The sequence below is a fragment of the Verrucosispora sp. SN26_14.1 genome (assembly GCF_004307965.1).
Classification (GTDB): Bacteria; Actinomycetota; Actinomycetes; order Mycobacteriales; family Micromonosporaceae; genus Micromonospora.
On the sequence record NZ_SISL01000579.1, the window covers coordinates 1 to 3,300 of the forward strand.

A 3,300-nucleotide genomic window follows, 5' to 3' on the forward strand; every position below is an offset into this window, starting at 1 on the left:
CCGCAGCCCCGGTTCGCGCTCGCGGACGGCTGGGCGGCCACCGCGCAGGCCGCGCGCGAGCTGGGGTATCCGCTGGTGCTGAAGCCGGTGGACCTCTGCGCCGGCATGTACGTGCGGCAGGTGGCGGATCCGACCGAGCTGCGTGCCGCGTTCGACGCCCTCGCCGCGTTCCCGGTGAACGCCCGGCGGCAGCCGAGGGTGCCGGTGGTGCTGCTGGAGGAGCTGCTGACGGGTCCGGAGGTGAGCGTGGAGACGGTCACCGTCGACGGCGTGACCACGGTCGTCGGGATCACCGACAAGAGTCTCGGCGGTGTCTCCGGGTTCGTCGAGACCGGCCACATGTTCCCGGCGGTGCTGGATCCGACGACCCGTGAGCGGGTCGGCGAGGTGGCGGTGGCCGCCCTGGAGGCGGTCGGGTTGGACCGTGCGGTCGGGCACACCGAGCTGCGGCTGACGCCCACCGGGCCGCGCGTGGTGGAGGTCAACCCCCGGCCCGCCGGTAACCAGATCACCGAGCTGGTGCGCCGGGTCACCGGCGTGGACCTGCCGATGGTGTACGCGCAGCTCGCGCTCGGCGAACACCCGGACCTCAGCCCGGCCGACACCGGCGTACGCAGTGCCGCGATCGCGTTCGTGCTGCCGCCGCGACCCGGTGTCGTAGCGCGGATCGACGGCACCGGGGCCTGGTCGACGGACCCCCGGGTGGTCGACTGGTCGGTGAAGCCGGACGGCCACCGGGCCGGGGACGCCAGCAGCAACAACGACTACCTCGGTCACGTGATGGTGGTCGACACCGCCGGTGCCGGTGCGCGGACGGTCGCCGACCGGCTGGCCGGGCAGGCCCGGGTCGGGTACCTCGACGAGAGCGTTCCGGCTGGTGCCGACGCCCGGGTCGGGGTCGGGGCGTGACCGCCACCTCGCCGGCCCGACCGGCGTACCGGTCGATGTCGGCGCTGGTGGAGGCCGTGCGCGCGGGACGGCTCGGGGCCGATCCGGCGCGGGCCACGGTCAGCGTCGGGTTCGTCACCCGGCAGGGCGTGCGGCACGCCTCGCGGGCGCACGGCTACCGCAACCACGTGCTGAGTCTGCGGGTCGACGCGGCGGTCGGATCGTGCGCGATCGAGCCGGGCGAGCTGCCCGACGAGACCGCGTACGACTGCGTCGGCGCGTCCGTGGCAGACCTGCTCGCTCACCCGCTGCTGCCGGTGCGGGTGGCCGCGCTGGACGCGTACCTGATGGCGGTGCGCCCGCACGCCGAGGCGGCGGACGCGACGGTCAGCGTGCCGGGCGGCGGGTCGCTGGCCAAGTCACGGGCGCGCGCCGAGGCGGTGGTGGAGCTGCTGCCCGCGAGCAGCCGCACGGTGCTGGTCGTCGGGGTGGTCAACTCCCTGTTGGAGCGGCTGCGGGCGACCGGTCGCCGGTATCTGCCGTGCGACCTGGCCGGGGGCCGCACCGAGTGGGGCGAGCCGCACCTGCCCGACGCGACGGCGGTGCTGGACCGCTGCGACGCGATCCTGGCCTCCGGCATGACGCTCGGCAACGACACGTTCGCGCCGCTGCTGGCGCACGCCGCCGCCGAGCGGAAGCCGTTCGTGGCGTTCGCGCAGACCGGCAGTGCGGTGCTGCCGTGGTTCCTGGGCGCCGGGCTGACCGCCGTGTCGGCCGAGCCGTACCCGTTCTTCTGGCTCGACGGCGGGACGACGACCCTCTACCGCTACGGGGTGTCCGGATGAGCGCGCCGCAACTGTTGAACCTGGTCGGACACACCCCGCTGGTCTACGTCGACGCGCCGCTGCCGCACCCGCACGGCGGCTTCTGGGCGAAGGTCGAGTGTGCCGCGCCGGGGGGCATGAAGGCCCGCGCGGCGGTCACCATGCTGGCCGGGGCGCGGCGTCGGGGCGAGTTGCGCGACGGCGCGCCGGTGGTGGAGTCGACGAGCGGCACGTTGGGGATCGGGCTGGCGTTCGCCGGGCACGCCTTCGGGCACCCGGTGGTGCTGGTGGTCGACCGGGAGTTGGAGCCGTCGATGCGGGCGCTGCTGCGCGCGTACGGGGCCCGGCTGGAGGTGGTCGACCGGCCGCATCCGACCGGCGGGTGGCAGCAGGCCCGGCGGGACCGCCTGACCGAGCTGCTCGCGACGCTGCCGGGGGCGTACTGGCCGGATCAATACCACAACCCCGACAACGTGGCCGGGTACGCGAGCCTGGGTGACGAGATCGCCGCCCAGGTCGACGCGGTGGACCTGCTGGTGTGCAGTGTGGGCACCGGTGGGCACAGCGCCGGGCTGGCGCGGGCGTTGCGGCGTTCCTGGCCCCACCTGCGGTTGATCGGCGTGGACACGGTCGGGTCGAGGATCTTCGGTCAGCCGGCACGTCCCCGGTTGATGCGCGGCCTGGGCAGCAGCATCCATCCGGACAACGTGGACTATCCGGCCTTCGACGAGGTGCACTGGGTCGGGCCGGCGGAGGCGGTGGACACCTGCCGGCGGTTGGCGCGTACCGGCTTCGTCACCGGGGGGTGGAGCACCGGGGCGGTGGCCCGGGTCGCCGCCTGGGCCGCCAGGACCCGGCCGGACGCGCGGGTGGTGACGGTCTTCCCGGACGGCCCGCACCGCTATCTCGACAGCATCTTCGACGACGGCTGGTGCGCCCGGCACGGGCTGCTCGACTCCGGACACGGACACCCGGTGGAGATCCCGCACCCCGGCGCGGTGGAGGTCACCCGGTGGAGCCGGTGCCGGACGGTGACCGATCCGGTTGCCGACCGGGGGCGGGTGCCGGCATGAGGCTGACCTGGCAGGCATACCCGCTGGTGCTGCGGGAGCCGCTGCGCATCTCCCGGTCGGTGATGGCCCGTCGGGAGGCGGTGCGCCTCACCGTGACGCACGACGGTGTCACCGGGCACGGCGAGGTCGTCACCAGCAACTATCTCGGACTCGACCGGGCGGCGATCGAGGCGTGCTGCGCCGGGTGGGCGGAGCGGGTGGTCGGCTGCCCGGACCCGGAGACGCTCCGGGCCGGGCTGGGCGGGTACACCGGGCCGCCGGGGGTGCGCGGGGCGCTCGACGCGGCCGTGCACGACCTGCTCGGGCACGCCCGGGGCGTACCCGTGCACCGGCTGGTGGGGGCGCCGCAACCGACGCCGGTGGCCACCGCGTACACCATCGGGCTGGTGCCGGTGCCGGAGGCGGCGGCGACCGCCCGACGCCTGGTCGCCGCCGGGTTCTCGGTGCTCAAGGTGAAGGCCGGCGACGCGGACGATCTGGCCCGGGTGGCGGCGGTCCGGGCCGCCGCGCCGCCC

3 protein-coding genes and 1 pseudogene are annotated in these 3,300 nt (G+C 75.3%); all 4 read left to right on the top strand.

What is annotated here, in order from left to right:
- The coding region (locus EYA84_RS29370; protein ID WP_131057300.1) for an ATP-grasp domain-containing protein at positions 1-909 on the top strand (909 nt) is incomplete at its 5' end.
- Positions 906-1,733, top strand: a complete 828-nt coding sequence (locus tag EYA84_RS29375) for a Rossmann-like domain-containing protein (protein ID WP_236146025.1) — start codon at positions 906-908, stop codon at positions 1,731-1,733. The genes EYA84_RS29370 and EYA84_RS29375, both read left to right, overlap by 4 nt.
- Entirely contained in the window at positions 1,730-2,785 is a 1,056-nt protein-coding gene (locus EYA84_RS29380; protein WP_131057302.1) for a PLP-dependent cysteine synthase family protein, read from the top strand. The genes EYA84_RS29375 and EYA84_RS29380 overlap by 4 nt, the downstream gene beginning before the upstream one ends.
- Positions 2,782-3,300, top strand: a pseudogene (locus EYA84_RS29385) (hypothetical protein); the annotation flags it as partial. The gene EYA84_RS29380 and the pseudogene EYA84_RS29385, both read left to right, overlap by 4 nt.